22 protein-coding genes, 2 tRNA genes and 3 rRNA genes are annotated in these 25,472 nt (G+C 62.0%); 16 read left to right on the top strand and 11 right to left on the bottom strand.

The features are described from left to right. Window position 1: 1 nt before the first annotated feature. From G3580_RS14355 to G3580_RS14345, 3 genes are all read left to right on the top strand, one after another. Entirely contained in the window at window positions 2-817 is an 816-nt protein-coding gene (locus tag G3580_RS14355; protein WP_173766611.1) for a carbon-nitrogen hydrolase family protein, read from the top strand. A gap of 48 nt (window positions 818-865) precedes the next feature. Then, a complete protein-coding gene (gene tldD / locus G3580_RS14350) occupies window positions 866-2,299 on the top strand; it encodes a metalloprotease TldD (RefSeq protein WP_173766609.1) in 1,434 nt (477 codons plus the stop codon). Window positions 2,300-2,413: 114 nt separating this feature from the next. Next, window positions 2,414-3,232 (top strand): type IV pili methyl-accepting chemotaxis transducer N-terminal domain-containing protein, encoded by an 819-nt coding sequence (locus G3580_RS14345; protein WP_173766607.1) that lies wholly within the window; start codon window positions 2,414-2,416, stop codon window positions 3,230-3,232. Between the two features lie 9 nt (window positions 3,233-3,241). Here G3580_RS14345 and G3580_RS14340 read toward each other — a convergent pair whose 3' ends face one another. From G3580_RS14340 to G3580_RS14325, 4 genes are read right to left on the bottom strand one after another with little or no spacing between them, the layout of a single operon-like run. Further along, window positions 3,242-4,321 (bottom strand): PA0069 family radical SAM protein, encoded by a 1,080-nt coding sequence (locus G3580_RS14340; RefSeq protein ID WP_173766605.1) that lies wholly within the window; start codon window positions 4,319-4,321, stop codon window positions 3,242-3,244. Window positions 4,322-4,358: 37 nt separating this feature from the next. After that, window positions 4,359-5,126 carry a hypothetical protein gene (locus G3580_RS14335; protein ID WP_173766603.1) on the bottom strand — a complete coding sequence of 256 codons (768 nt, stop codon included), beginning with the start codon at window positions 5,124-5,126 and terminating at the stop codon, window positions 4,359-4,361. A gap of 4 nt (window positions 5,127-5,130) precedes the next feature. Continuing rightward, window positions 5,131-5,787 carry a lytic transglycosylase domain-containing protein gene (locus G3580_RS14330; protein ID WP_173766601.1) on the bottom strand — a complete coding sequence of 219 codons (657 nt, stop codon included), beginning with the start codon at window positions 5,785-5,787 and terminating at the stop codon, window positions 5,131-5,133. Then, a complete protein-coding gene (locus G3580_RS14325; protein WP_173766599.1) occupies window positions 5,784-7,529 on the bottom strand; it encodes a proline--tRNA ligase in 1,746 nt (581 codons plus the stop codon). Before G3580_RS14325 ends, G3580_RS14330 begins: the two co-directional genes overlap by 4 nt. A gap of 161 nt (window positions 7,530-7,690) precedes the next feature. Here G3580_RS14325 and G3580_RS14320 point away from each other — a divergent pair, with 161 nt between their 5' ends. The 3 genes from G3580_RS14320 to coq7 all read left to right on the top strand — a co-directional run bounded on the left by G3580_RS14320 (window position 7,691) and on the right by coq7 (window position 9,496). Further along, window positions 7,691-8,206, top strand: coding sequence for an RNA pyrophosphohydrolase (locus G3580_RS14320; RefSeq protein ID WP_173766597.1), 516 nt, complete (start codon window positions 7,691-7,693; stop codon window positions 8,204-8,206). A 106-nt stretch (window positions 8,207-8,312) separates the two neighbouring features. Further along, window positions 8,313-8,858, top strand: a complete 546-nt coding sequence (locus tag G3580_RS14315) for a CNP1-like family protein (protein ID WP_173766595.1) — start codon at window positions 8,313-8,315, stop codon at window positions 8,856-8,858. Window positions 8,859-8,875: 17 nt separating this feature from the next. Beyond that, window positions 8,876-9,496 carry a 2-polyprenyl-3-methyl-6-methoxy-1,4-benzoquinone monooxygenase gene (gene coq7, locus G3580_RS14310; protein ID WP_173766593.1) on the top strand — a complete coding sequence of 207 codons (621 nt, stop codon included), beginning with the start codon at window positions 8,876-8,878 and terminating at the stop codon, window positions 9,494-9,496. A gap of 39 nt (window positions 9,497-9,535) precedes the next feature. On the opposite strand, the gene G3580_RS14305 is transcribed toward coq7, so the two are convergent. Beyond that, the gene (locus G3580_RS14305) at window positions 9,536-9,964 is read right to left on the bottom strand and encodes an OsmC family protein (RefSeq protein ID WP_173766591.1); all 429 of its coding nucleotides are present in this window, start codon (window positions 9,962-9,964) and stop codon (window positions 9,536-9,538) included. A gap of 514 nt (window positions 9,965-10,478) precedes the next feature. Here G3580_RS14305 and rplM point away from each other — a divergent pair. The 3 genes from rplM (at window position 10,479) to erpA (ending at window position 11,861) form a co-directional block, all read left to right on the top strand. Continuing rightward, window positions 10,479-10,907: a 50S ribosomal protein L13 gene (gene rplM, locus G3580_RS14300; RefSeq protein WP_173766589.1), complete on the top strand. Its 429-nt coding sequence runs from the start codon at window positions 10,479-10,481 to the stop codon at window positions 10,905-10,907. 16 nt (window positions 10,908-10,923) lie between these two features. Beyond that, on the top strand, window positions 10,924-11,316 hold the full coding sequence (gene rpsI, locus G3580_RS14295) for a 30S ribosomal protein S9 (RefSeq protein ID WP_173766587.1): 393 nt from the start codon (window positions 10,924-10,926) through the stop codon (window positions 11,314-11,316). A gap of 194 nt (window positions 11,317-11,510) precedes the next feature. Beyond that, complete coding sequence (gene erpA, locus G3580_RS14290; RefSeq protein ID WP_173766585.1) at window positions 11,511-11,861, top strand: iron-sulfur cluster insertion protein ErpA; 351 nt, start codon at window positions 11,511-11,513, stop codon at window positions 11,859-11,861. Window positions 11,862-11,930: 69 nt separating this feature from the next. On the opposite strand, the gene G3580_RS14285 is transcribed toward erpA, so the two are convergent. Then, the gene (locus tag G3580_RS14285; protein WP_173766583.1) at window positions 11,931-13,253 is read right to left on the bottom strand and encodes a M23 family metallopeptidase; all 1,323 of its coding nucleotides are present in this window, start codon (window positions 13,251-13,253) and stop codon (window positions 11,931-11,933) included. An 82-nt stretch (window positions 13,254-13,335) separates the two neighbouring features. Between G3580_RS14285 and tyrS the strand changes: the two genes are divergently transcribed. From tyrS to rrf, 6 genes are all read left to right on the top strand, one after another. Next, window positions 13,336-14,535 carry a tyrosine--tRNA ligase gene (gene tyrS / locus G3580_RS14280; protein ID WP_173766581.1) on the top strand — a complete coding sequence of 400 codons (1,200 nt, stop codon included), beginning with the start codon at window positions 13,336-13,338 and terminating at the stop codon, window positions 14,533-14,535. A 361-nt stretch (window positions 14,536-14,896) separates the two neighbouring features. Continuing rightward, window positions 14,897-16,436: ribosomal RNA gene (locus G3580_RS14275) — 16S ribosomal RNA — on the top strand. A 77-nt stretch (window positions 16,437-16,513) separates the two neighbouring features. Beyond that, window positions 16,514-16,590 (top strand) — tRNA-Ile (locus G3580_RS14270). A gap of 11 nt (window positions 16,591-16,601) precedes the next feature. Beyond that, window positions 16,602-16,677, top strand: a tRNA-Ala gene (locus G3580_RS14265). A gap of 306 nt (window positions 16,678-16,983) precedes the next feature. Next, window positions 16,984-19,872, top strand: a 23S ribosomal RNA gene (locus G3580_RS14260). Between the two features lie 111 nt (window positions 19,873-19,983). Further along, window positions 19,984-20,096: ribosomal RNA gene (gene rrf, locus G3580_RS14255) — 5S ribosomal RNA — on the top strand. The 16S, 23S and 5S rRNA genes sit together here with 2 tRNA genes alongside, the layout of an rRNA operon. A gap of 46 nt (window positions 20,097-20,142) precedes the next feature. Here the strand turns inward: rrf and G3580_RS14250 are convergent. From G3580_RS14250 to xseB, 5 genes are read right to left on the bottom strand one after another with little or no spacing between them, the layout of a single operon-like run. Then, entirely contained in the window at window positions 20,143-20,310 is a 168-nt protein-coding gene (locus G3580_RS14250; RefSeq protein WP_173766579.1) for a hypothetical protein, read from the bottom strand. Window positions 20,311-20,353: 43 nt separating this feature from the next. After that, window positions 20,354-21,154, bottom strand: coding sequence for a GTP cyclohydrolase FolE2 (folE2, locus tag G3580_RS14245; RefSeq protein ID WP_173766577.1), 801 nt, complete (start codon window positions 21,152-21,154; stop codon window positions 20,354-20,356). A gap of 54 nt (window positions 21,155-21,208) precedes the next feature. Then, window positions 21,209-23,092, bottom strand: coding sequence for a 1-deoxy-D-xylulose-5-phosphate synthase (dxs, locus tag G3580_RS14240; protein ID WP_173766574.1), 1,884 nt, complete (start codon window positions 23,090-23,092; stop codon window positions 21,209-21,211). A gap of 8 nt (window positions 23,093-23,100) precedes the next feature. Then, window positions 23,101-23,997 carry a polyprenyl synthetase family protein gene (locus G3580_RS14235; protein ID WP_173766572.1) on the bottom strand — a complete coding sequence of 299 codons (897 nt, stop codon included), beginning with the start codon at window positions 23,995-23,997 and terminating at the stop codon, window positions 23,101-23,103. Beyond that, complete coding sequence (xseB, locus tag G3580_RS14230; RefSeq protein WP_173766571.1) at window positions 23,994-24,218, bottom strand: exodeoxyribonuclease VII small subunit; 225 nt, start codon at window positions 24,216-24,218, stop codon at window positions 23,994-23,996. Before xseB ends, G3580_RS14235 begins: the two co-directional genes overlap by 4 nt. A 130-nt stretch (window positions 24,219-24,348) precedes the next feature. Between xseB and G3580_RS14225 the strand changes: the two genes are divergently transcribed. Next, complete coding sequence (locus tag G3580_RS14225) at window positions 24,349-25,455, top strand: aromatic ring-hydroxylating oxygenase subunit alpha (RefSeq protein ID WP_173766569.1); 1,107 nt, start codon at window positions 24,349-24,351, stop codon at window positions 25,453-25,455. Window positions 25,456-25,472: the final 17 nt, after the last annotated feature.

Below are 25,472 nucleotides of genomic sequence, written 5' to 3'. Positions count from 1 at the left end.
GATGAGTGAGAACGATCCGCTGCGCATCGCGGCGATCCAGATGATCTCGGTGGCCGATGTGGTGGCGAACCTGTCCGTGGCCGGCGAGCTGATTGCCGATGCCGCCGCGCGTGGTGCCTCGCTGGTGGCCTTGCCCGAGTATTTCGCGCTCATGAGCGGGGACGAGCAGGCCAAGGTGCGCGCCCGCGAGCGCGACGGTGATGGCCCGATCCAGCAATTCCTGTCCGATACCGCGCGACGCCACGGCATCTGGCTGATCGGCGGGACGGTGCCGCTGGTGGCGCAGGCGGACGACAAGGTGCGCAACGCCTGCCTGGCCTACGGACCGGACGGGGTGCGCGTGGCGCGCTACGACAAGATCCATCTGTTCGGCTTCGACAACGGCCAGGAGCGCTACGCCGAATCCGAGACCATCGAGGCCGGCGACGACGTGGTCACCTTCGAGGCCGGCTGCGGCCGGGTCGGCCTGTCGGTGTGTTACGACCTGCGCTTTCCGGAGCTGTTCCGGGCCATGGGCGTCGTCGACCTGATCGTCCTGCCGGCGGCGTTCACCTACACCACCGGGCAGGCCCACTGGGACGTGCTGCTGCGCGCCCGGGCGATCGAAAACCAGTGCTACGTGATGGCCCCGGCCCAGGGCGGTCGCCACCCCTGGGGGCGCCGCACCTATGGCGACACCCTGATCGTCGATCCCTGGGGCAAGGTGCTCGAGCGCTGCGCCGAAGGGCCCGGCGTCGTCAGCGCGCAGATCGATCCGGACCTCGTCGCGCAGGTGCGTGCACGTTTGCCGGCACTTCGGCACCGACGTTTTGTCTGAACACAGAAGCCGCCTGGCGGCTCACTCCGAACCGCAGAGAGAGATCCTTTGAAAGCCTTCCAGTTTGCCGACCAGCACCTGCTGGCCCCCAACGACCTGTCGCCGGCGACGCTCGACCAGGTGTTCGCGCGCCTCAACGCCCACCGGGTCGACTACGCCGACCTGTATTTCCAGTACCACCGCACCGAGGCGTGGAGCCTGGAGGAGGGCATCGTCAAGTCGGGCAGCTTCAACATCGACCAGGGGGTCGGGGTGCGCGCGATCAGTGGCGAGAAGACCGCCTTCGCCTATTCCGACGAGATCAGCCTGCCCGCCCTCATGGCCGCCGCCGATGCCACCCGCGCGATCGCCGAGGCGGGGGGCGACGGACGCACCGCGGTGGCCCATGCCGCCCGCCCGGTGGCGCGCTATGCCGCGGTCGATCCGTTCGCATCGCTGGGCGATACCGAAAAGGTGCGCCTGCTCGAGCGCCTGGAGGGTTTCGCGCGTGCCGAGGATGCGCGCGTCACCCAGGTCATGGCGCATCTGGTGGGCTCCTGGGAGACCATCCTGGTCGCCCGTGACGACGGCCACATGGCCGCCGACGTGCGCCCGCTGGTGCGCGTCTCGGTGGTGGTGATCATGGAAGACGGGGGCCGGCGCGAGCAGGGCAGCGCGGGCGGCGGCGGCCGTTTCGACTACGGGCATTTCGACGACGAGCGGCTCAAGGGCTATGCCCAGGCGGCGGTGCATCAGGCGCGGGTGAACCTGGGCGCCGACCCGGCCCCCGCCGGCAACATGACGGTGGTGCTCGGCTCCGGCTGGCCCGGCATCCTCCTGCACGAGGCGATCGGCCACGGCCTCGAGGGCGACTTCAACCGCAAGGGCAGCTCCGCGTTCTCCGGGCGGATGGGCCAGCAGGTGGCGGCGCGTGGGGTCACGGTAGTCGACGACGGCACGCTCACCGACCGGCGCGGTTCGCTGACCATCGACGACGAGGGCAACCCGACCCGGTGCACCCCCCTGATCGAGGACGGCATCCTCACCGGCTACATGCAGGACATGCTCAACGCCCGCCTGATGGGCATGCAGCCGACCGGCAACGGGCGGCGCGAGTCCTTCGCCCATCTGCCGCTGCCGCGCATGACCAACACCTACATGCTCGCGGGCGAGCATGATCCGGAGGAGATCATCGCCTCGGTCGACAAGGGGCTGTACGCGGTCAACTTCGGCGGCGGCCAGGTGGACATCACCTCGGGCAAGTTCGTGTTCTCCACCGCCGAGGCCTATCTCATCGAGAATGGCAAGGTCACCCGCCCCGTCAAGGGCGCGACCCTCATCGGCAACGGCCCGGACGCCCTGACCCGGGTGCGCATGATCGGCAACGACATGGCGCTCGACCCGGGCGTGGGCACCTGCGGCAAGGACGGTCAGAGCGTGCCGGTCGGCGTCGGCCAGCCGACCCTGCGCATCGACGGCCTGACCGTGGGCGGCACTGGCTGATACGCATCCGGCATTTTTGAGCGCGCGTCGCCAACCCTGTCACGGCGCGTATTTTCCCCATGCCGGATCATGTCCGGCATTTTGTTTTCAACAGTCTGGATGGCGGAATTGCTCATGTCGGATCGCAGGGACTTTCTCGGACAGCTCGCCGGCGCGGCGCTGGCGCTCTCTTTTCCCTTTACTGCCGGGGCTGCCGACGAGGCGCCCGATACGGTCGCGCGCGCGGTGGCCAAGGCCGGCCGCCAGCGCATGCTGGCGCAGCGCTGCGCGAAGGCGTGGCTGATGCAGGCGCTCGGGGTGATGCCGGACAAGGCCGGCGGCTGGCTCGCGGAATCGGTGGCCCAGTTCGACCGCGAACTGGCGGAGCTCAAGGTCCTCGGATCGACGGCCGCCCTCGGCCTGCTGGTGCGCCTGAACGCCGACTGGCGCAGCCTCAAGAACGCGCTGGCGCAGGCGCCCGGGCGTGAAGCGGCAATCGACATCTTCGCCCGTGCCGATGCGGTGCTCAACAGCGCCGAGATGGCGACGCAGGCTTATGAAAAGCTCAGCGGTACGCGGCTGGGCTGGCTCATCAGCACCTCCGGCCGCCAGAGCATGCTCTCGCAGCGTGCCGCCGATTTCGTCTTCTTCAATGCGCTCGGGGTCGAGACCGAAGCCACCCGGGCGGGGCTGGCGCGGGTGCGCGCCGATTTCGCCGATGGCCTGGCCGAATTGAAGGAGGCGCCGGAAAACACCTCGCGCATCAACAACGAGCTGGCGCTGGCCGAGCAGCAGTGGATCCTGTTCGAAGGCGCGCTGGCCGATTCGGGCTCGCCGCGCGCCTTGCGCGACATCGCCACCACCAGCGAGCTGATGCTGCGGCAGCTGACCGTGCTCGACGATCTGTACGCTGCCTTGCCGCTGCGCGAGTCGGTGACGATGAGCGACGGCTGAACGCGGCGCTCACAGCAGGCTGAGCTGCTCGCCCGGGGCGGGCGGGACGCGGAACCGGTTCGAGTCGAGGTCGACGTGGCGGCGGTTGAGGCCGAGCCGTCGGCAGATCAGGGCGAAGCGCTGGCGATAGAGCGCGGCGATCGGGCCCTGGCCGCGCATGCGCTGGCCGAAACGTGGGTCGTTGTCGCGCCCCCCGCGCAGTTGCGCCACCAGGCTCATGACGTGGCGGGCACGATCCGGCGCATGGCGCGCCAGCCAGTCGCGGAACAGCGGGGCGACCTCGTTGGGCAGGCGCAGGACGACGTAGCCCGCGCTGCCCGCACCGGCCTCTGCGGCGGCGGCGAGCAGCGGTTCCATCTCGTGATCGGTGAGCGCCGGAATGAGTGGGGCCATGAGCACGCCGACGGGTACGCCGGCTGCGCTCAACGTACGGACGACCTCCAGCCGGCGCTTCGGTGCCGCGGCACGTGGTTCCAGCGTGCGTGCCAGTGACGCGTCCAGGGTGGTGAGCGAGACCATGACCTGCACCAGGCGCGCCTCGGCCATGGGGGCGAGAATGTCCACATCGCGCTCGATGAGCGCCCCCTTGGTGACGATCATCACCGGATGGCGGTGTGCGGCGAGCACCTGGAGAATCCCGCGGGTCAGCCCCAGCTGGCGCTCGACGGGCTGGTAGGCATCGGTGTTGACCCCCAGCGCGATGGGCGCGCAGCGGTAGCTGGGACGGGCCAGTTCGGCCGTCAGTCGCGCCGGCGCGTCGAACTTGGCGCTCAGCCGTGTTTCGAAATCGAGCCCGGGCGACAGCCCCAGCCAGGCATGCGAGGGGCGTGCAAAGCAGTAGGCGCAGCCATGCTCGCATCCGCGATAGGGGTTGATGGAGCGGTCGAAGGGTACGTCGGGCGAGCGGTTACGGGTGATGACCGTGCGTGCGGCGTCGGGGGATACCCGGGTGCGCGGTGGGCACGCGTCGTCGGTGGCGGGCCAGCCATCGTCGAGGGCCTGTCGGCGCCACTGGGCGAAGCGGCTGTCCGTTTGGATGACGCTGCCGCGGCCGCGGAGGAAGTGCAGGGGCTGGGGGCGATCGGGCATGATGCTGGATACTGTACGCCCATTCAGTGTTTGTGGGCTAGCGTGTCCAGCCGATTTCGCCAGCGGTGGCCGGCCCGATCACCGTATATCGCAGATGCCCGGGGATCTCGGCCCGGGTGGCCGACAACGGAATCCGCCCGCCCATGATCTCAGCCAGGCGCTGCGGGTAGCGCGGCGTGCGCCCGGGTTCGGCGTAGCCGTCGGGAAAGCGCGGCAGCGTGGTGCCCGGATCGTACTTGTCGGTGGCGCCAAGGGTATGCAGCATCTCGTGACCGAGGACGACGAGATTGCTGCCATGTTCGTGCCGGGTGGCGAACAGGTTGGCGATGCCGATCAGGCCTTTCTCCAGGCCGACGGAGTGGGTGAGGGTGCGGGTGCGTGCCGGGTCGTGGTAGAGCGCGAACAGGCGCACGTCCGGACGCGGTCCCGGCGCATCGTCGTGGCGCCACGCCCAGTAGCGCATCTGCAGGCTCCACAACATGACGTTCACGCCGCTGCGCTCGCGCGGTGGGGCCGGCGGACGGCGGGTGCCCGGTGGGGCGACGACGATGCGGACCGGCTGGAGCACGCGGATGCCGAAGTGTTCGGCCTGCTCGGCGATCCAGGTTTCGATCGGGCGGAAAGTGTCGGCGTCGAGGCTGTCGAGGTAGCGGGTGGTGGTGGCGCTGCCGTCGGCGTTGATCGGGTAGATCGTGACGTGCAGGGTGTGTTTCCACTCGGTGGCGCGGGCACGGGCGCGCCAGGCGTTGAGGGCGACCGTGGCCAGGACGAGGAGCAGCAGCGCGATGCGCAGGCGGCGCCACATGGGCTCAGCGGTCCGGCGTATCGAGGTCGGCGACGCTCACCTCGGGCGGCGGCGTGTACTTCCATTGCCGCCACGCCTTGAGTACGCGATTGGGGTATTCGGCCCGGCCGAGGCTGCCGTTGTAACGGCCCAGGGCGCGAAACAGGTTGCCCTGCTCGATGTCCAGGTAGTGACGCAGGATCGTGCACCCGTAGCGCAGGTTGGTGCGCATGTGGAAGAGGTTGTCGTGTGCGCCGCCGAGCAGTTCGGTCCAGAACGGCATGATCTGCATGTAGCCGCGGGCCCCCGCGCGCGAGAGGGCGTACTTGCGGAAATTGCTCTCGACCTGGATCAGCCCGAGCACCAGCTGCGGATCGAGTCCGGCCCGGGTCGCTTCGTACTGGATCGACACCAGCAGGTCGCGTCGATAGACCGGATCGGGGATGCGCGATGCGAGGCGCCGGCTCATGGCCGTCAGCCAGTGCTCGCCGCGGGATTCATCCGCGAAGGTGAGCCGCGGCGCGGCCCTGTCGCTGACCGCCGATTGCAGTGCGGTGCGCACGCTCGCGGAGAGCGGCTCGTATTGCTGCTGCCCTGCCGCCACCGGCAACGCGAGCGCCGCGCCTGCCAGGAAGGCAAGCAGCAGGCGTCCCGTCGTGCGGGGCAGGGCGAGGCGCCTCATGCGGCCAGTCGCTCCCGGATGAGGGGTTCGAGCTGGTCGACCGGCACCTTGACGGCTTCGGCGTCGGTGCGTGCCTGGTATTCGGCCACGCCCTCCTTGAGGCCGCGATCGCCGATCACGACACGGTGGGGCACGCCGATCAGTTCCCAGTCGGCGAACATGACGCCCGGGCGTTCGTTGCGGTCGTCGAGGATCACGTCGATGCCGGTCGCGCGCAGTGACTCGTACAGCGCGGTGGCGCGTTCGCGCACCTCGTCCGACTTGCTCCAGCCGACCGGGCAGATCACTACCTCGAAGGGGGCGATGGCGGTCGGCCAGAGGATGCCGCGCTCATCGTTGTTCTGCTCGATGGCGGCGCCGAGGATGCGGGTGACGCCGATGCCGTAGCAGCCCATCTCGAAATGCTTGGGGCGGCCGTCCTCGTCGAGGAAGGTGGCGTTCATGGCCGCGGAGTACTTGGTGCCCAGATAGAACACGTGGCCGACCTCGATGCCGCGCTGGATGGCGAGCACGCCCTTGCCGTCGGGCGAGGGGTTGCCCTCGACCACATCGCGGATGTCCGCGACCAGATCCGGTTCGGGCAGGTCGCGACCCCAGTTGGCGCCGGTGAGGTGAAAGTCCTCGGCGTTGGCGCCGCAGATGAAATCGGCCATGTTCGCGACGGTGCGGTCGGCGATGACCTTGACCGGCTGCTTCAGGCCGATGGGGCCCAGGTAGCCGGGCTTGCAGCCGAAATGTTCGACGATCTCGGCCTCGGTGGCGAAGCGGAAGCCGGCCTTGAACGGGTCGAGCTTGCCGACCTTGACTTCGTTGAGCGCATGGTCGCCGCGCACGAGCAGCAGCCACACCGTGCTGCCGTTCGGGTGGCCCGCCTCGTCCACGTCGTCGGTGGCCAGCACCAGGGACTTCACCGTGGTCTCGAGCGGCACGCCGAGCAGGGCCGCCACGTCCTCGCAGGTTGCCTTGCCGGGGGTCGGCGTCTTCTCCAGCGCTTGCGACGCCGGGGCACGGCTGGCCAGCAGCGACACCGCTTCGGCCAGCTCGATGTTGGCGGCGTAGTCGGAGTCGGGGCAGTAGACGATCGCGTCCTCGCCGGTGTCGGCGATCACCTGGAATTCATGCGAGCGGTCGCCCCCGATCGCCCCGGTGTCGGCGGCGACGGCCCGGTATTCGAGCCCGAGTCGATCGAAGATGCGGGTGTAGGCGGCGTACATGGCGTCGTAGCTGCGGCCGGCGGCCTCCTCGTTGCGGTCGAAGGAGTAGGCGTCCTTCATGGTGAATTCGCGTCCGCGCATGACGCCGAAGCGGGGCCGGCGTTCGTCGCGGAATTTCGTCTGGATCTGATAGAAGTTCTTCGGCAGCTGGCGGTAGCTCTTGAGCTCCTGGCGCGCGATGTCGGTGACCACCTCCTCGGAGGTGGGCTGGAGCGCGAAGTCGCGCTCGTGGCGATCCTTGAAGCGCAGCATCTCGGGGCCCATCTTGTCCCAGCGTCCGGTCTCGTCCCAGAGCTCGGCCGGCTGGACCATGGGCATCGTCAGTTCCATCGCGCCGGCCCGGTTCATCTCCTCGCGGATGATGGCTTCCACCTTGCGGATCGAGCGCAGGCCGATCGGCATGTAGCTGTAGATCCCCGCGGCGACCTTGCGGATCATGCCGGCCCTGAGCATGAGCTTCTGGCTGGTCACTTCGGCATCCGAGGGGGCTTCCTTGAGCGTGGAAATGAGATATTGCGAGGCGCGCATGGCGGGTTGTCCAGTCCGAGGTTGTGAGTGTTCAAACCCCGCATTCTAGCGCAGCCACAAGCCGGCTCCCTTGATTTGCCGGGCGCGTCGAGACGCCCGCTTTCCAAGGTCCGTGAAGTGTGGAAAAATCGACAGTAGTTCAGACAATTAAAGGTTCAATCATGCTCGATCGTGAAGGCTACCGCCCGAACGTCGGCATCATCCTGGTCAACCAGCGCAACGAGGTCTTTTGGGGCAAGCGGATACGGGAACACTCCTGGCAGTTTCCACAAGGTGGCATCAAGCAGGGGGAATCCCCCGAACAGGCCATGTACCGCGAGCTTCACGAAGAAGTCGGCCTGCGGCCCGAGCACGTCAAGATTCTCGGGCGCACGCGCAGCTGGCTCAGGTATGACGTGCCCAAGCACTGGATCAAGCGCCAGTGGAGAGATACCTATCGCGGGCAAAAACAGATCTGGTTCCTGCTTCGCCTCGTCGGGCGCGACTGCGACGTATGCCTGCGCGCGACGAGTCATCCGGAATTCGACGCCTGGCGCTGGAGTGAGTACTGGGTGCCGCTCGACACGGTGATCGACTTCAAACGGGGGGTCTATCAGCAGGCGCTCAAGGAACTGTCGAATTTTCTCAGCCGACCGCGCCGCCCGCGGCGGACCCCGCCGGCCGATGCCGCTGCCTGATCGGGGGCTCCCATGATCATGCGTGCGCTCGCGCGTGGCGGATCCTGTCTTTTGATAGCATGGCGGCGAGGAGCCGATTCGCTGGCTTCAGGCAATGGAGTGATGCATGAATGTTGAGGCGGTGCGATCGCTGAGGGTCGCATGCGTGGCGCTGGTATTGATCAGTGGTGCGGCCCGGGCTGGCGCGTTCTTCGAGGATCCTGCCGTGGAACTGAACAAGGATTTCGTCGAAGGTCCGCAGTGGAAGGAGGGCAAGACGACACTGCCGGGCTTGCCGGACCCGGCGCACCTGATGGAGGTGCAGGTGCCCGACGCGTCGGACAACACCTATTACTTCGATACCGAAAGCCTGGTGGTCGGCCAGGACGGCGTGACCCGACTCACCCTGGTGACCCGTCATCGCGGCGGAGGCGAGACCGTCACTTTCGAGGGTATTCGCTGCGTCACGGCCGAGTACCGGATCTACGGCATCGCCAATGGCGAGGGCTGGACGCCGCCGCGCCAGAATCCCTGGCGACCGATCCATCTCGGGCGCTACAAGGACTTGCGAGCCGTGCTGTATACCTCGGTGCTGTGCAAGGAAGGCTTCCCGATGACGCCTGAGCGCGTCATCAAGCGGCTGCGCTATCCGCCGGACGAACCCACCTACTGACGAGAGGGCAGGACTAGATGATCGACGCCTTCATTTTGCAGGTCGACCGGGCGCTGCAGACGGTTTTCGCGCCGGCACGCTCGTCGCGCCCGGTGCCGGGCAGTGACCTGCCCGAGGGGGATCTGAACGACGCGGAGCGTCGCCACGCCGCCGCCCTCATGCGGATCAATCATGTCGGTGAAGTCTGCGCCCAGGCGCTTTACCAGGGGCAGGCGATCGTGTCCCGCGATGTGCAGATCAAGCGGGCGCTGGAGCAGGCAGCCAATGAGGAAACCGAGCATCTGGCGTGGACCGAGTCGCGCATCGGCCAACTCGGCGGCCGCAAGAGCCTGCTCAACCCGCTCTGGTACGGCGGGGCGCTGGCCATCGGCGTGCTGGCGGGCAAGCTGGGCGATCGTTGGAATCTGGGCTTTCTCGCGGAAACCGAGCATCAGGTCGAGGCGCACCTCAAATCGCATCTGGCTTCACTGCCTGAAAGCGACGCCAAATCCCGGGCGATCGTCGATCAAATGGCAGTCGACGAAGTCGCCCACGCCAAGCTCGCCACCGATCTGGGTGGTAAGCCCCTGCCGGAGGTCGTCCGGCGTGCGATGCGTGGTGCGTCGAAAGTGATGACGACGGTCGCCTACCGGGTCTGACGGAGGCGACGGCCTCAGGTGGCGCCTCCGGCGGAGCCTTCAGGCCGCCGCGCTGGTATCAACGACCTCGAACGAATGGCTCACGGCGGCCGTCTTCCCGAGCATGATCGAGGCGGAGCAGTATTTTTCCGACGACAGCGTCACGGCGCGCTCCACCGCGCTTTCTTTGAGGCCGGCGCCCTTGACCACGTAGTGGTAGTGAATGCGGGTGAACACCTTCGGATCGGTGTCGGCACGCTCCGCGGTCATCTTCACTTCGCAGTCAGAGACGGCATGGCGCCCTCGCTGGAGGATGAGCACCACGTCGTATGCGGTGCATCCGCCCGCGCCGGCAAGCATCATTTCCATGGGGCGCGGGGCCAGGTTACGACCCCCGGCCTCGGGTGCTCCGTCCATCGTGACCGTGTGCCCGCTTCCGGTCTCGGCGATGAAGCCCATGTTTGCGATCCATTTGACGTTGCATTCCATGCCGGCGGTCTCCCTGTTGTTGTCCAGTGGCACGGGTCCGTGCCAGGCGCGCATTGTACCAACCGCTGCGGTGCTGGGCGCCGCGGGTTGCCGCGCCGCGTCAATGCAATGACGTCGGGCTAATTTCCTTCGTGATGTCGGCGCTTTAAATTCCGTTGTATATGATAATTAACCCATAAAATACAAGGGAGTAGGTGTCCATAAAGGCTACTTATTTTTTGATCAAAACATTTGTTGTGCGATGCACAAAAAAAGCTTGCGTGCGAGGGTGGGGATGCGCATAATTCAAACCGTAGCGAGTGATGTCTGTACCGAGTCGCTCCAGGATTGTCTCCTCCACCCTCCTCCTTTGGTGTGGATTTAACGCAGCCGACCGGCTGCGTTTTTTTTTGCGCGTACCTGGCGTTGGGGCCGAAAGTGTTTGACATGCAGCCCAGGCTTCCACTAAAGTTAGCGGCTTTCTATTCGGTGGCCGTCGCGACTGAAGGCCGGTACGGAAAATCAAGGATTGATCATGAAAACCTTCTCTGCCAAGCCGCATGAAGTTCAGCGGGACTGGTACGTCGTCGATGCGACGGATAAGGTGCTTGGCCGGGTTGCCGCTGAGGTGGCGCGTCGCCTGCGCGGTAAGCACAAGACGATTTACACTCCGCACGTGGATACGGGGGACTACATTGTCGTGGTCAACGTAGACAAACTGCGTGTGACGGGCGCCAAGGCACTCGACAAGAAATACTATCGCCACACCGGTTTCCCGGGCGGCATTCGCGAGACGAACTTCGAAAAGCTGCAGCAGCGCAAGCCGTCGCGTGTGCTCGAGCTGGCGGTCAAGGGCATGCTGCCCAAGGGCCCGCTGGGTTACGCCATGCTCAAAAAGCTGAAGTGCTATGCCGGCGCGGAGCATCCGCACACGGCTCAGCAGCCGCAAGTTCTCGAGATCTGAGCAGGAGCCCTAACCAATGGCTGTGACTTACAACTACGGAACGGGCCGTCGCAAGAGTGCTGTGGCTCGCGTTTTCATCAAGGCTGGTAGCGGCAACATCACCGTGAACGGCAAGCCGCTCGACGAGTTCTTCTCGCGAGAAACCGGCCGCATGATCGTGCGTCAACCGCTGGTGCTGACCGAAAACGAAAGCAATTTCGACATCCTGGTCAATGTCACCGGTGGTGGCGAATCCGGCCAGGCCGGCGCAGTGCGCCATGGCATCACGCGCGCACTGATCGACTACAACGCCGATCTCAAGGGCGAACTTCGCCGTGCGGGCTTTGTGACACGCGATGCGCGTGAAGTCGAACGTAAGAAGGTCGGCTTCCACAAGGCGCGCCGTCGCAAGCAGTTCTCGAAGCGCTGATTGCGAGATCTGTGCAAACAAGGGCCGCCCGTGGGGCGGCTTTTGTTTTTGGCACTTGACGATGCATATTGGCGAAGGCATGCTGGCTCGCGAGACGCCCTGTAGGGCGTGGGAACTGCGCCGTGCCAGCGTGGTCCATGCATTTGAAAGACACTGACACTGTCCGTCGGCGACGCTGGCGGGTTGAAGGAGAGATGATGGAAACGACCCAAATGGATGAGTTGCTCGTCTTTACAGACAGCGCGGCCAACAAGGTCAAGGAATTGATCGAAGAAGAAGGGAACGCCGAACTCAAGCTGCGCGTCTTCGTGACCGGTGGAGGGTGTTCTGGGTTCCAGTACGGCTTCACCTTCGATGAAGATGTTGCCGAGGACGACACTGCGATGGAAAAGAACGGGGTGACGTTGCTGGTGGATCCGATGAGCTATCAGTATCTCGTCGGTGCCGAGATCGACTACACCGAGGGTCTCGAGGGGGCTCAGTTCGTGATTCGCAACCCGAATGCGACTACCACGTGCGGTTGCGGGTCCTCGTTCTCTGTCTGATGCGTCAGGATTCACAAAAAAGGCCTCGCCACGGCGAGGCCTTTTTCGTGGGGTCGGGGCCGGCTTCGTTCAGTTGGACGCTGTCACCCGATGATTGAGCACGGCGAGTCGGTGCCGATAGGGCGCCGTCTGCTCTAGGAACTGACCGAGTTCGCGCTTCGAGAGCGGTTTGACCGTCGGTAGGGCGATTGCCATCGGATCCTTCGCTACGTTGTCGACGCGGAATTCGTAGTGCAGGTGAGGGCCTGTGGCCCAGCCCGTCTGCCCCACGTAGCCAATGATGTCGCCCTGCAGCACCGGGTCGCCCCGGTGCAAGCCCTTGGCGAATCCGCGCATGTGGCCATACAGGGTCGAGATGTGGTCACGGTGGCGCAGGATGATGACGTTGCCGTAGCCGCGCTGCTGACCGATGAATTCCACCGTGCCGTTCGATGTGGCCTTGATGGCGGCGCCGGAGGGGGCGCCGAAGTCTACGCCCTTGTGGGCGCGCCATTTTTTCAGGATCGGATGAAAGCGGCGCGAAAATCCGGACGTGACCCGCGTGTATTCGAGCGGGTAGCGCAGAAAGGCCTGCTTCAGGCTTCGGCCGTCCTCGGTGAAATAGTCCTCACGTTGGTCGCCATCCCGGTAGAGCACGACGGTGTGGCGGCGGCCCTTGTTCACGAATTCTGCCGCCAGGATGCGGCCGACCCCTGCAGTGCGGCCATCCTCGCCGACGAGAGTTTCATAGACGACGCTGAACCGGTCGCCCTTGCGCAAGTCCTTGTGAAAGTCGATCTCCGTGCCGAACATGTCGGCCATGCGGGTGGCGACGGAGTCGGGCAGGCCGGCCGCTTCGGTGGCACCGAACAGCGAATGCTGGATTTCGCCGGAGCGCATTTCGACGATCGGCTCGAGGCTTGCGTCGCTCGTCGTCGTTTGTTGAAATCCGTCGCCCTGGCGCGTGATCGAGAAGCGCTCCGTGTTTCCGGTCTGGGGTAGGGACAGGGTCAGCAGTTTGCCTTCCGGCGTCGTGTTGGCGAACACGGGTTTGCCCGCCCTGAGGTGTGCCAGAGCACGCTGTCCGTCAGCACTCTGGCGCATGTAGTCGGCAGCCTTGGGATCGTCGATGCCGAGGCGGGCAAAGATTGCGTCGAGGGTGTCGCCGCGTCGAACGCGGTCTTCCTGAATGAAGGGCGTGCCGTCATCCAGAGGAATGGGGATGGTTGCAGCATTCAGAAGTTCCTCGACCGGTGCCGTCTGCCGTGTCGAGGTGGGCGTGTTCGGTGCGACAGCGGTTGCTGCCAGAACCGTGAGCGAAAGTGCGCCGACGACGCCGGCGGTAAGCCACGCGTGCCGATGCGGACGGTGAGGTGCCTGATCGGCTAGAATTTCCTGAGTCGGATCGACCATGTGCTTTCCGATGTTAAATTTTTGTGAGTCTAGCAAACTATTTTGTCGACTCGAAAGTCTTCAACTTGAGGTGTAATCAGGCATGTCAGAAGTCCACGAGGCGCTCGCGCTGATCAAGCGGGGTGCCGATGAGTTGCTCGTTGAGTCCGAGCTGGCCGAAAAACTCAAGACGGAGCGTCCGCTCCGGGTGAAAGCTGGCTTCGACCCAACGGCGCCTGATCTGCACCTCGGCCATACCGTACTTCTGAACAAGTTGCGCCACTTCCAGGACCTCGGTCATCACGTCATGTTCCTGATTGGCGATTTTACGGGCATGATCGGTGACCCGACGGGCAAGAACGCCACGCGTCCCCCGTTGTCCCGGGAGCAGATTCTCGAGAACGCCAGGACCTACGAGACCCAGGTCTACAAGGTGCTCGACCCGGAGCGGACGGAGGTCTGCTTCAACTCCGCGTGGATGAACGAACTCGGTGCGGCCGGAATGTTGCGGCTGGCGTCGCACTACACGGTTGCACGCATGCTCGAGCGTGATGATTTCTCCAAGCGCTATGCTGCACAGCAGTCGATTGCTGTTCACGAATTTCTCTACCCCTTGTGTCAGGGCTACGACTCGGTCGCGATGCGGGCGGATGTCGAGCTGGGGGGGACGGATCAGAAATTCAACCTTCTGGTGGGCCGCGAACTGCAGAAGGATTTCCAGCAGTCACCGCAGAGTGTGCTGATGATGCCGCTGCTCGAAGGCCTTGATGGCGTCAACAAGATGTCCAAGTCTTTGGGTAACTACATTGGCATCGATGAGCCCCCTGCCGAGATCTTTGGCAAGTTGATGTCCATCTCCGACGATCTCATGTGGCGCTACTTCGAGCTTCTGTCGTTCCGGCCCGAGCACGAGATCGCGGCGTTTCGCGCGGACGTCGCCAGTGGCCGCAATCCGCGAGACATCAAGGTTCTGCTTGCCAAGGAGATCGTGGCGCGTTTTCACGATGCCGCCGCCGCCGAAGTTGCGCACGAGGGCTTTGAGGCGCGCTTCCAGCGCGGCGCGTTGCCAGAGGATATGCCGCAAATGGAGGTGGCCGCAGACGGTGGTGCGTGTCTGTTGACGCGTGCCATCAAACACGCGGGGTTGACGGCGAGTACGTCCGAAGCCATGCGCATGATCGGCCAGGGAGCCGTGCGCATCGACGGGGAGAAAGTCTCCGATTCCGGTCTTGAGCTCTCTGCGGGTGATTGTGTTGTCGTTCAGGTGGGCAAGCGCAAGTTTGCGCGTATCACTGTGCGGTGATGGCGCCATCTTGGGCGCACTGGGTGCCGGCCCGTCTTTTTCATGTCTTTTTCTTGACAGTAGTATTTTTGGGTCTATAATTCGCCCCTCTTCGCGCTTCTGAGTTGTTTTGGTGGTGCGTTGGTTGGTCTCTGCGGCGTTGATTGTTAGGCGTTTGCGGGGGTTGACGAGGAGTTGAGAAGTTGTCAGAATCTCGCTTCTTCGCTGAACGGACGTGAGTTGTTCAGCGGCTCTTTAAAAATTTGGACAACCGATAGGTGTGGGTGCTTGGTCTTTGTCGGTAGCGACCTTCGGGTCGCGAGAGTTTCACAAAGATTGAGCATTCATGTCAGTTTTCTGACTTTGAGTGCGAACAGGTATTGAACTTAAGAGTTTGATCCTGGCTCAGATTGAACGCTGGCGGCATGCTTTACACATGCAAGTCGAACGGTAACGGGGGGAGCTTGCTTCCTGCCGACGAGTGGCGAACGGGTGAGTAATGCATCGGAACGTACCCAGTCGTGGGGGATAGCCCGGCGAAAGCCGGATTAATACCGCATACGCCCTTTGGGGGAAAGCGGGGGATCTTCGGACCTCGCGCGATTGGAGCGGCCGATGTCGGATTAGCTAGTAGGTGGGGTAAAGGCTCACCTAGGCGACGATCCGTAGCTGGTCTGAGAGGATGATCAGCCACACTGGGACTGAGACACGGCCCAGACTCCTACGGGAGGCAGCAGTGGGGAATTTTGGACAATGGGCGAAAGCCTGATCCAGCCATGCCGCGTGAGTGAAGAAGGCCTTCGGGTTGTAAAGCTCTTTCAGGTGGAAAGAAATGGCGCTGTCTAATACATGGCGTCGATGACGGTACCACCAGAAGAAGCACCGGCTAACTACGTGCCAGCAGCCGCGGTAATACGTAGGGTGCGAGCGTTAATCGGAATTACTGGGCGTAAAGCGTGCGCAGGCGGTTGTGTAAGACAGGTGTGAAATCCCCGGGCTTAACCTGGGAACTGCGCTTGTGACTGCACGGCTAGAGTACGGCAGAGGGGGGTGGAATTCCACGTGTAGCAGTGAAATGCGTAGAGATGTGGAGGAACACCGATGGCGAAGGCAGCCCCCTGGGCCTGTACTGACGCTCATGCACGAAAGCGTGGGGAGCAAACAGGATTAGATACCCTGGTAGTCCACGCCCTAAACGATGTCGACTAGTTGTTCGGAGAGGCAACTTTCTGAGTAACGCAGCTAACGCGTGAAGTCGACCGCCTGGGGAGTACGGTCGCAAGATTAAAACTCAAAGGAATTGACGGGGACCCGCACAAGCGGTGGATGATGTGGATTAATTCGATGCAACGCGAAAAACCTTACCTACCCTTGACATGCCAGGAACTTTCCAGAGATGGATTGGTGCCTTCGGGAACCTGGACACAGGTGCTGCATGGCTGTCGTCAGCTCGTGTCGTGAGATGTTGGGTTAAGTCCCGCAACGAGCGCAACCCTTGTCATTAGTTGCCATCATTTGGTTGGGCACTCTAATGAGACTGCCGGTGACAAACCGGAGGAAGGTGGGGATGACGTCAAGTCATCATGGCCCTTATGGGTAGGGCTTCACACGTCATACAATGGTCGGTACAGAGGGTTGCCAAGCCGCGAGGTGGAGCCAATCCCAGAAAGCCGATCGTAGTCCGGATCGTAGTCTGCAACTCGACTGCGTGAAGTCGGAATCGCTAGTAATCGCGGATCAGAATGCCGCGGTGAATACGTTCCCGGGTCTTGTACACACCGCCCGTCACACCATGGGAGTGGGTTTCACCAGAAGTAGGTAGCTTAACCTTCGGGAGGGCGCTTACCACGGTGAGATTCATGACTGGGGTGAAGTCGTAACAAGGTAGCCGTATCGGAAGGTGCGGCTGGATCACCTCCTTTCCAGAGAAAAGCCCTCAGGGGCCAAGTATCCACAACCTATCGGTTGTTCAATGCGTAGCTCGCGCACCCGAGAAGTGGGGTCTGTAGCTCAGCCGGTTAGAGCACCGTCTTGATAAGGCGGGGGTCGTTGGTTCGAACCCAACCAGACCCACCAACGATCAAGATGGGGGATTAGCTCAGCTGGGAGAGCACCTGCTTTGCAAGCAGGGGGTCGTCGGTTCGATCCCGTCATCCTCCACCAATCCCCTTTGGGGCTCGGTTGTCCAGCGCGGTGAAGCGTCAGCAGTGTGGGCTCGGTCGAGCCGATAGTGCTGACGTTTTACATGATCTTCGGGTCATGGCGTTCTTTAACAATTTGGAAGAAGTCGAATGTATCGTCGGTTCGTAAGAACCGGCGAATCACACAGTAGTAAGTTTTATGTTGTGTGATTGCATCGTTTCCTGTCTGTTTGCGAACCAGCGGCAGGCGGGAAGCACAACCGAGGCGCTTAAAAGTTCTTCTTGTAACCGAAGTCTTTGGCCGGAAGGTCAGAGCTCAAGGTTATAGGATCAAGCGACTAAGTGCATGTGGTGGATGCCTTGGCGATCACAGGCGATGAAGGACGTGTAAGCCTGCGAAAAGCTGCGGGGAGCTGGCAATAGAGCTTTGATCCGCAGATGTCCGAATGGGGAAACCCGGCCCTTTTGGGTCATCCCGTACTGAATACATAGGTACGTGGAAGCGAACGCGGCGAACTGAAACATCTAAGTAGCCGTAGGAAAAGAAATCAACCGAGATTCCCGAAGTAGCGGCGAGCGAACCGGGAACAGCCTGTACGACTAAACCAGTAACTCAGCAAAACGGGATGGAAAGCCCGGCCATAGAAGGTGATAGCCCTGTATGCGAAGGGTCGCTGGCGGGTCTGAGCGTACGACAAGTAGGGCGGGACACGTGTAATCCTGTCTGAATATGGGGGGACCATCCTCCAAGGCTAAATACTCGTGATCGACCGATAGTGAACCAGTACCGTGAGGGAAAGGCGAAAAGAACCCCGGGAGGGGAGTGAAATAGATCCTGAAACCGCATGCATACAAACAGTGGGAGCCCCTTCGTGGGGTGACTGCGTACCTTTTGTATAATGGGTCAGCGACTTACGTTCAGTTGCAAGCTTAACCGAATAGGGGAGGCGTAGCGAAAGCGAGTCTGATAAGGGCGAATGAGTAGCTGGATGTAGACCCGAAACCAGATGATCTATCCATGGCCAGGATGAAGGTGCGGTAACACGCACTGGAGGTCCGAACCCACTAATGTTGAAAAATTAGGGGATGAGCTGTGGATAGGGGTGAAAGGCCAAACAAATCTGGAAATAGCTGGTTCTCCCCGAAAACTATTTAGGTAGTGCGTCGTGCGGACACTTCCGGGGGTAGAGCACTGTCATCGTTGGGGGGGTCACTGCGATTTACCCCGCGATAGCAAACTCCGAATACCGGAAAGTGATACACGGCAGACAGACAGCGGGTGCTAACGTCCGTTGTCAAGAGGGAAACAACCCAGACCGCCAGCTAAGGTCCCAAATGATCAGTTAAGTGGTAAACGAGGTGGGAAGGCACAGACAGCTAGGAGGTTGGCTTAGAAGCAGCCACCCTTTAAAGAAAGCGTAATAGCTCACTAGTCGAGTCGTCCTGCGCGGAAGATGTAACGGGGCTCAAACTGATAACCGAAGCTGCGGATGCGTGCTTGCACGCATGGTAGGGGAGCGTTCTGTAAGCCTGCGAAGGTGTCTCGTAAGGGATGCTGGAGGTATCAGAAGTGCGAATGCTGACATGAGTAGCGATAAAGGGTGTGAAAAGCACCCTCGCCGAAAACCCAAGGTTTCCTGCGCAACGTTCATCGGCGCAGGGTGAGTCGGCCCCTAAGGCGAGGCAGAAATGCGTAGTCGATGGGAAACAGGTCAATATTCCTGTACCGATTTTAGATGCGATGGGGGGACGGAGAAGGTTAGGCCAGCCGGGTGTTGGATGTCCCGGTTCAAGCGTGTAGTCGTGCCTGGTAGGCAAATCCGCCGGGCTTAGATGAGACGTGATAACGAGGATTCATTGAATCCGAAGTGGTCGATACCATGCTTCCAGGAAAAGCCTCTAAGCTTCAGTCTAAAATCGACCGTACCGCAAACCGACACAGGTGGGTAGGTTGAAAATACCAAGGCGCTTGAGAGAACTCAGGAGAAGGAACTCGGCAAATTGACACCGTAACTTCGGGAGAAGGTGTGCCCCTTGTATGTGAAACCCCTGCGGGTGGAGCAGAAGGGGGCCGCAGAGAATCGGTGGCTGCGACTGTTTATTAAAAACACAGCACTCTGCAAACACGAAAGTGGACGTATAGGGTGTGACGCCTGCCCGGTGCCGGAAGGTTAAGTGATGGGGTGCAAGCTCTTGATCGAAGCCCCGGTAAACGGCGGCCGTAACTATAACGGTCCTAAGGTAGCGAAATTCCTTGTCGGGTAAGTTCCGACCTGCACGAATGGCGTAACGATGGCCACACTGTCTCCTCCTGAGACTCAGCGAAGTTGAAATGGTTGTGAAGATGCAATCTCCCCGCGGCTAGACGGAAAGACCCCATGAACCTTTACTGCAGCTTTGCATTGGACTTTGACGTCACTTGTGTAGGATAGGTGGGAGGCTTTGAAGCGGGAACGCCAGTTTCCGTGGAGCCAACCTTGAAATACCACCCTGGTGTCGTTGAGGTTCTAACCTTGGTCCGTGAATCCGGATCGGGGACCGTGCATGGTGGGCAGTTTGACTGGGGCGGTCTCCTCCTAAAGGGTAACGGAGGAGTACGAAGGTCTCCTAGGTACGGTCGGACATCGTACTGATAGTGCAATGGCAAAAGGAGGCTTGACTGCGAGACCCACAAGTCGAGCAGGTGCGAAAGCAGGTCATAGTGATCCGGTGGTTCTGTATGGAAGGGCCATCGCTCAACGGATAAAAGGTACTCTGGGGATAACAGGCTGATTCCGCCCAAGAGTTCACATCGACGGCGGAGTTTGGCACCTCGATGTCGGCTCATCACATCCTGGGGCTGTAGCCGGTCCCAAGGGTATGGCTGTTCGCCATTTAAAGTGGTACGTGAGCTGGGTTTAAAACGTCGTGAGACAGTTTGGTCCCTATCTGCCGTGGGCGCTGGAAGTTTGAGAGGGCCTGCTCCTAGTACGAGAGGACCGGAGTGGACGCACCTCTGGTGTACCGGTTGTCACGCCAGTGGCATCGCCGGGTAGCTAAGTGCGGAAGAGATAACCGCTGAAAGCATCTAAGCGGGAAACTCGCCTCAAGATGAGACTTCCCTCGTGACTCGATCACGCTCAAGGGTCGTCCAAGACCAGGACGTTGATAGGTCGGGTGTGGAAGCGCAGTAATGCGTTAAGCTAACCGATACTAATTGCCCGTGAGGCTTGATCCTATAACCTTGAGAACTAATAATTACGCCTCAATGCAATCACACACGTGATTCACATCCGATTTCTTCCAGTTGCGCTCCGACAGTCAAATACTGTCAGAGCAAAAGTCAAAGTCTGACGACAATAGCGTTCCGGAACCACCCCTTCCCATCCCGAACAGGACCGTGAAACGGAACCGCGCCGATGATAGTGCCCATACGGGTGTGAAAGTAGGTCATCGTCAGACTAACAAACAAAAACCCCGCCTCATCAACACGATGACGCGGGGTTTTTTATTGCGCGGAAAAACAACAAATCAACACCCCGCAAAACACTCCAATCGAAAACGCCCCAGCCAGATCGAAACCGATCAGAAAGCCCTGGCCGACTGGCTCCGCCGCCGCAAACTCGACAAAACACGCCAGCACAACAACAAAAAGCCCGGCAAAAGCCGGGCTCATGAGACAAAGCACGTTTGTGTGAATCGCGCTGAAACGAGCGGCGCTACAGTGGTTTGGCGTGTTCAATCAACGCGTACGCGGAGTGGTTATGAATCGATTCGAAGTTTTCCGACTCCACGACATACGCACTGATCCTGGGTTCCTTGTTGAGTGCATCGGCGACATCGCGAACCATGTCTTCGACGAACTTGGGATTGTCATAGGCGCGCTCGGTGACATATTTTTCGTCCGGGCGTTTGAGCAAGCCATAGAGTTCACACGATGCCTGCGATTCCACCAGAGCGATGATCTCCTCGATCCACACGTGGTCGTTCAGGGTGGTCGTGACGGTTACATGAGATCGCTGGTTGTGAGCACCATAGGCCGAAATCTGTTTCGAGCAGGGGCATAGGCTGGTGACCGGAACGACGACCTTCATGCGGAATTCGTAAGCGCCTTGGGGACGGATTTCGCCAATGAAAGTGACGTCGTAGTCCATCAGGCTCTCGACGCCTGAGACCGGCGCGGCCTTGTTCATGAAGTACGGGAAGGTCATCTCGAGATGACCGGTCTCCGCCTCGAGCTTCGTTACCATGTCCCGCAGCATCGGTTCGAAGGATTCGACCGAAATCTCCCGTTCGCCGGCATTAAGGATGTCGACGAAGCGCGACATGTGCGTGCCCTTGAAGTCATGTGGGAGCCCGACATACATGTTGAAGAGTGCAATCGTGTGCTGCACACCGCCGGCGCGTTCTTTGACGCGGACCGGATGGCGAATCGCCTTGATGCCGACCTTGTCGATGGCGATCTTTCGATTGTCGACGCTGCTCTGGATGTCCGGAATGGTGTCCGTGGGTGTGTTCATCTGCACTCGGGGTCAATGCCTTCAATGTATTGAAGGCTATCATTCCCGACAAAATTACTCAATTATTTGGGCGCCGTCCTGGAAGCGCTTGACCTGTTGGACGATGCCGATGCCGTCCAGCCCGATATCCGCGAGAAGTCGTTTGTGATCGCCGTGATCGATGAAGTGATCGGGTAGTCCCAGACGTTGGGTCTTCGTGTTCGCATCGGCGTCTGCCGCGATGCGCGCGACTTCGCTGCCGATGCCTCCGATGATGGCGTTTTCCTCAATCGTGACGAGCAGCGAGTGTGTTTTTGCCAGCGTTTGGATAAGGGCTTTGTCCAGTGGTTTGACGAAGCGCATGTTGATGACCGTGGCGTCGAGTTGCTCGCCGGCTTCCAGCGCGGCGGGGAGCATCGAGCCAAACGCCAGCAGGGCGATATCCCGGCCCTCGCGCCGCAGTTCTGCCTTGCCGATGGGCAGTTCAGCCATGTCGGCCGCCGGTTCGATGCCCATGCCGCCGCCACGCGGATAGCGGACCGCGGACGGGCCGTCGTGGCGGTATGCGGTGTAGAGCATCTGGCGGCATTCGTTCTCGTCGGCGGGCGCCATGATGAGCATGTTGGGAATGCACGTCATGTAGGACAAATCGAAGGCGCCGTGGTGGGTGGCGCCATCCGCGCCGACCAGGCCGGCACGGTCGATCGCGAACACCACCGGCAGATTCTGCAGCGCGACGTCATGGATGAGTTGATCGTACGCCCGTTGCAGGAAAGTCGAGTAGATCGCCACGATCGGTTTGAAGCCTTCGGCGGCAAGGCCGGCGGCAAAGGTCACGGCGTGCTGTTCTGCAATGCCGACGTCGAAGTAGCGATCGGGATAGGTTTCGGCGAAGCGGACCAGGCCCGACCCTTCGCGCATGGCCGGGGTGATCCCGACGACGCGCTCATCCTGGGCGGCAATGTCGCACAGCCAATCGCCGAAAACCTTGGTGTACGTGAGTTTCCCGGCCGCTTTGGCGCTGCTCTTGATGCCTTTCGTGTGATCGAAGGTCGATACGCCGTGGTACAGGATCGGGTCGGCCTCGGCGAGTTTGTAGCCCTGCCCCTTGCGGGTGATCACGTGCAGGAACTGGGGGCCTTTCTGATGCCGCAGTTCCTGCAGCATGGGCAGGAGGGCGTTCAAGTCGTGACCGTCGATGGGGCCCACGTAGTTGAAACCGAATTCCTCGAACAGGGTGCCGGGCGTCACCAGCCCCTTGACGTGCTCTTCGACGCGACGCGCGAAGTCGAGCATCGGCGGGGCGACGCCGAGCACCATCTTGCCGGCGCTGCGGGCGGCGTTGTAGGTGGGCATCAGCCGGGCCAGGATCTTGGTGAGGGCTCCGACGGGGGGCGAGATGGACATCTCGTTGTCGTTGAGCACCACCAGCAGATTGATGTCGTTGGTGTCTCCGGCGTTGTTCAGTGCCTCGAAGGCCATACCCGCCGACATGGCGCCATCGCCGATCACCGCGATGGCGCGGCGGTCTTCACCGCGATTGCGCGCCGCGACGGCCATGCCCAGCGCCGCCGAGATCGAGGTGGACGAGTGGGCGGTGCCGAAGGTGTCGTATTCACTCTCGCAGCGTCTCGGAAAGCCGGAGATGCCACCGTACTGGCGTAGGCCGGCCATCTGCTCGCGACGGCCGGTGAGAATCTTGTGGCCGTAGGTCTGGTGCCCCACATCCCACACGATGCGATCGTCCGGGGTGTTGAACACGTAGTGCAGCGCGATGGTGAGCTCGACCGTGCCGAGGTTGGACGACAGATGTCCGCCGGTGCGCGAGACGGATTCGAGCAGGAACTGACGCAGTTCGTCCGCCAGTGCGGGCAGCGCCTTGCGGTCGAGCGCGCGCAGGTCGGCCGGCGTGTCGATGGCCGAGAGCAGGGGGTAGGTCGTGGAACTGGGTGCGTTCATGGGGGGCATCAGAAGCGGCGGTGAACGATGTACCGGGTCAGCTCGCGCATCCGGTCGGCCCGGCCGTCGAGCGACGACAGCAGCTCAAGCGCCTCTGCCTCCAGCTCGAGGCTCAGGCGGCGCGCTTCGTCCAGGCCGAGAATCGTCACGTAGGTGGGTTTGTCGTTTTCCGCATCTTTGCCGGCGGTCTTGCCCAGCGTGGCGGTGTCGGACTCGGTGTCGAGAATGTCGTCGACGACCTGGAACAGCAGTCCCACGCGTCGCGAAAAATGGTCCAGGGACCGGAGCACATCGCCGTGGCAATGTCCGCCCGCCTGCGCCCCGAGGCACACGGCGGCGCGGATCAGGGCCCCGGTCTTGTGGACATGCATGACTTCGAGCGCCTCGCGCGTGAGCATCTGGCCGACCGACTGCAGGTCGATGGCCTGGCCGCCGGCCATGCCGCGCGAACCGGCCGCGATCGCCAGATGATGCACCATCTCGATGTGGCGGCCGGCATCCGGGATCAGGCCGGGCTCGGCAAGCTGCTGGAACGCCAGCGACTGGAGGGCGTCACCGACCAGCAGCGCGGTGGCCTCATCGTATTCCACGTGGACCGTCGGTTTGCCGCGGCGCAGGGTGTCGTCGTCCATGCACGGCATGTCGTCATGGACCAGCGAGTAGGCATGAATCAGTTCGACCGCACAGGCCACCTTGTCGAGCACTTCCGGGGGCGCGCCGGTGACGGCGCCCGCCGCGTGGGCGAGTAACGGGCGGATGCGTTTCCCGCCTTCGAGGCAGGCGTAGCGCATCGCTTCATGGAGCCGGTCGGGGACCACATTGTTTGGGGGCAGGGTGCGTCCCAAGGCGACTTCCGTGCGCTGTTGCACATCGCGCATCCAGTCGGCAAAACGTGCGTCGGTCATGATTCGGCGTCGCCCTCGTCGGTGTCCGCTTCCAGGGCCTCGATGCGCGTCTCGGCACGGGAGAGCGTATCCTGACAGTAGCGTAGCAGGCCAATGCCGTTCTGGTAGTGGTCGAGCGCCTCTTCAAGGGGGAGTTCGCGAGACTCCATCGCCGCGACGATTTCTTCGAGCTGGGCGATGGCGGCCTCGAAATTCCTGGGTGTTTTCGCCGATTTGGCCATGGGGCTTACGCATCCTTCAAAGGCGGGAAAATACCTGATCGCATGGGGTGCGGTCAAACGGCGTTTTGGCTATAATTTAAGATTACCCTTTGTTTTTATGGACCTTTTGCATTGCATCGGAGGGTTCGCGATGTCCGATATCGCATCTGAAGCTCAACTGGCACAGGCGGCGACGCAATTTCCTGTCTCCTGGTACTTCGACGAGAAACTGTTTGAACTGGAGCAGCGTCTCATCTTCGATGCCGGTCCCGGCTATGTCGGGCATGAACTGATGGTGCCGAACGTCAACGACTACCGATCCCTCGAGTGGCTGGACCACAGCAGGCTGCTGGTGCACGCAGCCGACGGCCATTTCGAGATGTCCAACGTCTGTCGCCATCGTCAGGCGGTGATGCTCGAAGGCAAGGGCAATACCGAACACATCGTCTGTCCGCTGCACCGCTGGACCTACGACAACCGGGGCACCTTGCTGGGGGCGCCGCATTTTCCCGACAATCCCTGCCTCAATCTCGAGCGCCGCCCGCTCGAGAGCTGGAATGGCCTCCTGTTTCGGGGGCCGCGCCGGGTCAGTGACGACCTCGCGGGCATGAAGGTGGCCCCGGACCTCGACTTCTCCGGTTACAAGCTCGATCACGTCGAGATCCACGAGTGCAACTACAACTGGAAAACCTTCGTCGAGGTCTATCTTGAAGACTACCACGTGGTGCCGTTCCATCCGGGGCTGGGCAACTTCGTGGACTGCGATCAGCTCACCTGGCAGTTCGACGCGTGGTACTCGGTGCAACGCGTCGGTGTCACCTCCCTGAAAAGGCCGGGGACCCCGACCTACGAGCGCTGGCACAAGGCGGTCACGGAATACTACCAGGGGCAGTTGCCGCCGCACGGGGCGATCTGGCTGCTCTACTATCCGAACATCATGGTGGAGTGGTATCCGCATGTGCTGGTGGTCAGCACCCTGATTCCCACCGACGTGAACAAGACCACCAATGTGGTCGAGTTCTACTATCCGGAAGAGATCATCGAGTTCGAGCGCGACTTCGTCGAGGCCGAGCAGTCGGCCTACATGGAAACCGCCATCGAGGACGACGAGATCGCCGAGCGCATGGACCGCGGCCGTCTGGCCCTGATGAAACAGGGGCGCAACGAGGTGGGGCCGTACCAGTCCCCCTACGAGGATGGCATGCAGCATTTCCACGAGTTCTACCGCCGCATCGTCGCGCCCCATCTGGGCGGGTGAGCGGTCTGGCGCAAGCA

Origin of the sequence: Nitrogeniibacter mangrovi (assembly GCF_010983895.1) — a bacterium.
Lineage (GTDB): Bacteria > Pseudomonadota > Gammaproteobacteria > Burkholderiales > Rhodocyclaceae > Nitrogeniibacter > Nitrogeniibacter mangrovi.
This window is presented reverse-complemented; position numbering and strand designations above follow the sequence as displayed.

Excerpts from the sequence above, each read along its gene's own strand:
- rplM (WP_173766589.1), top strand. The coding sequence starts at position 10,479 with ATGAAAACCTTCTCTGCCAAGCCGCATGAAGTTCAGCGGGACTGGTAC.
- G3580_RS14355 (WP_173766611.1), top strand. The coding sequence starts at position 2 with ATGAGTGAGAACGATCCGCTGCGCATCGCGGCGATCCAGATGATCTCG.
- G3580_RS14250 (WP_173766579.1), bottom strand. The coding sequence starts at position 20,310 with ATGAGCCCGGCTTTTGCCGGGCTTTTTGTTGTTGTGCTGGCGTGTTTT.
- dxs (WP_173766574.1), bottom strand. The coding sequence starts at position 23,092 with ATGAACGCACCCAGTTCCACGACCTACCCCCTGCTCTCGGCCATCGAC.
- G3580_RS14285 (WP_173766583.1), bottom strand. The coding sequence starts at position 13,253 with ATGGTCGATCCGACTCAGGAAATTCTAGCCGATCAGGCACCTCACCGT.
- G3580_RS14345 (WP_173766607.1), top strand. The coding sequence starts at position 2,414 with ATGTCGGATCGCAGGGACTTTCTCGGACAGCTCGCCGGCGCGGCGCTG.
- rpsI (WP_173766587.1), top strand. The coding sequence starts at position 10,924 with ATGGCTGTGACTTACAACTACGGAACGGGCCGTCGCAAGAGTGCTGTG.
- coq7 (WP_173766593.1), top strand. The coding sequence starts at position 8,876 with ATGATCGACGCCTTCATTTTGCAGGTCGACCGGGCGCTGCAGACGGTT.
- G3580_RS14305 (WP_173766591.1), bottom strand. The coding sequence starts at position 9,964 with ATGGAATGCAACGTCAAATGGATCGCAAACATGGGCTTCATCGCCGAG.
- G3580_RS14340 (WP_173766605.1), bottom strand. The coding sequence starts at position 4,321 with ATGCCCGATCGCCCCCAGCCCCTGCACTTCCTCCGCGGCCGCGGCAGC.
- G3580_RS14320 (WP_173766597.1), top strand. The coding sequence starts at position 7,691 with ATGCTCGATCGTGAAGGCTACCGCCCGAACGTCGGCATCATCCTGGTC.
- G3580_RS14325 (WP_173766599.1), bottom strand. The coding sequence starts at position 7,529 with ATGCGCGCCTCGCAATATCTCATTTCCACGCTCAAGGAAGCCCCCTCG.
- tyrS (WP_173766581.1), top strand. The coding sequence starts at position 13,336 with ATGTCAGAAGTCCACGAGGCGCTCGCGCTGATCAAGCGGGGTGCCGAT.
- erpA (WP_173766585.1), top strand. The coding sequence starts at position 11,511 with ATGATGGAAACGACCCAAATGGATGAGTTGCTCGTCTTTACAGACAGC.
- G3580_RS14330 (WP_173766601.1), bottom strand. The coding sequence starts at position 5,787 with ATGAGGCGCCTCGCCCTGCCCCGCACGACGGGACGCCTGCTGCTTGCC.
- G3580_RS14315 (WP_173766595.1), top strand. The coding sequence starts at position 8,313 with ATGAATGTTGAGGCGGTGCGATCGCTGAGGGTCGCATGCGTGGCGCTG.
- G3580_RS14335 (WP_173766603.1), bottom strand. The coding sequence starts at position 5,126 with ATGTGGCGCCGCCTGCGCATCGCGCTGCTGCTCCTCGTCCTGGCCACG.
- folE2 (WP_173766577.1), bottom strand. The coding sequence starts at position 21,154 with ATGAACACACCCACGGACACCATTCCGGACATCCAGAGCAGCGTCGAC.
- xseB (WP_173766571.1), bottom strand. The coding sequence starts at position 24,218 with ATGGCCAAATCGGCGAAAACACCCAGGAATTTCGAGGCCGCCATCGCC.
- G3580_RS14235 (WP_173766572.1), bottom strand. The coding sequence starts at position 23,997 with ATGACCGACGCACGTTTTGCCGACTGGATGCGCGATGTGCAACAGCGC.
- G3580_RS14225 (WP_173766569.1), top strand. The coding sequence starts at position 24,349 with ATGTCCGATATCGCATCTGAAGCTCAACTGGCACAGGCGGCGACGCAA.